Origin of the sequence: Paenibacillus sp. AR247, from assembly GCF_002968895.1 — a bacterium.
Taxonomy (GTDB): domain Bacteria; phylum Bacillota; class Bacilli; order Paenibacillales; family Paenibacillaceae; genus Paenibacillus_AQ; species Paenibacillus_AQ favisporus.
This window is the reverse complement of record NZ_PCZT01000105.1, coordinates 1-2020: the sequence shown is the minus strand read 5'-3', so window position 1 is coordinate 2020 and position 2020 is coordinate 1. Positions and strand designations below refer to the sequence as shown.

Here is a 2020-nt window from a genome sequence, read left to right as displayed (position 1 = left end):
TCGCTGCCTCCGATAGAGACCGTGTATGAGGACAGCGGGGAGATATCCGTCCCATCGTTGTCCTTCGGCGGATTGTAAGAAGAATAGTAGGCATGGCCGGCATCGGGTTCGGGCAGGGAGTAACTGATCTGCTTGCCGGACAAGTCGGAGATCGCCCGGAACGAATAGCCGCTGACTTGTTGGTTCGTCAGGCTTCCGGAATCGATCTGGGACATATAGCTCCCCACCGTGGCAGGCAGCTTGCCGACGAGGCTGAAGGTGTCCGGCTTGCCGAGATCGTCGGTCTCGTAGACGTAGCCGTCATAACCGACAGAGCGGTATTTGCCGCTGTACACGTTATAAGAAAAGGCGTTCTCGTACTGCGTATTGACCGGAACAAAAAGCCGTTCCGTCACGGTATCTTTAAAGATCGGATTGCCTGCGCTGACTTTGATCGAGGTCACATAGCCGGTAGCGTTGTTCTCCTGCTTGATCCATACCGCGCCGCTCTCGACATAGACCGTTACCGTTGCATCCAGTGCGGGATCGGAGTACGTCACCGAAGGGACACTGCCACTAGGACCGGTGATCGTTCCGCTCACCGTATTCGCCGTATATGTGCTGCCTGCCGGGTCTTTGAAGGTGAAATCACCGCTGCTCGGAACTTTCATATAGCCGATATCGAGCGAAGAGTTATCCATCCCGATGCCGGTCAGCCTCAGGTCATCCGTCTCTGGCGTATAGTTGACCGTGAGGTTATGATCGCTGCCTGCCCCCATCGGACTTCCGATCCATCCGGCATACCCTTTTAGAGCAGAGCGCGTCCACGTGCCGTTGTACCATACGTCCCACGAGCCCTCAGCCATCTTTGCGCTGATTGGCGAGCGGGCGAGGTGGAAGTAGGTGAGGACATTGCTGTAGCCCGTTTTCCAATTAATATGGTTGTTGTATAAAACGTATAAATAACCGTTGACGTTATCGACGAAGAAGCGCGTCCCGGCCACCCCGTACGACCAGGTCTTCCCCGGAAAACCGCTCGCGGTGACCGCTTCGTCACTGTCGTTCCACGGCGAGGTTGCCACCTGTCCGATCAGGTTCCATGTCTTTCCTTTATCGGTCGAGTACATGGAGAGAACGCGGTTGTTGTGCACGCCCGTGGCGATCCGCTGGTTATTCGTCGGGTTCCCGGTAGCAAATGGATTAAATTGATACTCATCATTGGTGAGCGAGTACCAGTAACCGGTATCCGGATCGACCCAAATGCCGATACCGTCGTTGTGATCATCCTGATAAGGCGTCGGAATGCCGTTCGTTTCGTCGATTTTGTAATTGATCGTCCCCGGCCGGTTCCAGTAAGAATTATAAGTCACAGGGGTGCCCCAATTCGTGTTCAGCTTGCCCAGGTCCGTGCTGGTGTTGTACTTGATCCAGGATCCCCCGTTGTCCGCCTGCTCATAGTTGGAGACGGAATACATCCAGTGAAACTCCCCGTCCTGATCCACAAACGCGGTGCCGGCGATATCGGCCGTACCGGAGGTGAGGCTGGGGACAGCGTGCTGAACGAAGGTCGGGAATTTCTCCGCGGCTGCGCTGGCCGGCTGCATTCCGAACGGAACCGTACCGGCAGCCAGCACGATAGCGGGAATAGCTCTAAGCACCGCGAGCTTTGCTTTCCATCTTTTACGCATCAAATCGAATAACCTCCTGTCTAGGTATCGTACACACATCCTCCCCGTCCCGGGAGACTTCCCCACCTCCTGTTGGCGCAAGATGACCTCGACTTTTGCCCATGCTTTGAATGCTGTTTAAGCAGTCAGAACCTTTCGCCAATGAATAAAGCGCTTTCAAAAATAGTCTAAAGCGGTGCAGCCTGCAGCGTACACTTCCGTTTTTTCACATAGGCAGTACTTTCGTAAGAAACACCCTTGGGAATTAAATATCGTTCATGCAACTTAATAATTGTCGGAGGAACATGATCACGCAAAAAAGCCACCCTTTGCAGGATGGCCCTATGCTTGCTTCTGTTTATGCAACCGTATTG

At 54.0% G+C, this 2020-nt stretch carries 2 protein-coding genes; both read right to left on the bottom strand.

Features of this window, described 5'->3' with window-relative positions; translation table 11 throughout:
- Positions 1-1667: hypothetical protein (locus CPT76_RS36295; protein ID WP_219845514.1), on the bottom strand; the 1667-nt coding region annotated here is incomplete at its 3' end.
- A gap of 167 nt (positions 1668-1834) precedes the next feature.
- On the bottom strand, positions 1835-2020 hold a 186-nt coding region (locus CPT76_RS38605), incomplete at its 5' end, for a hypothetical protein (protein WP_219845513.1).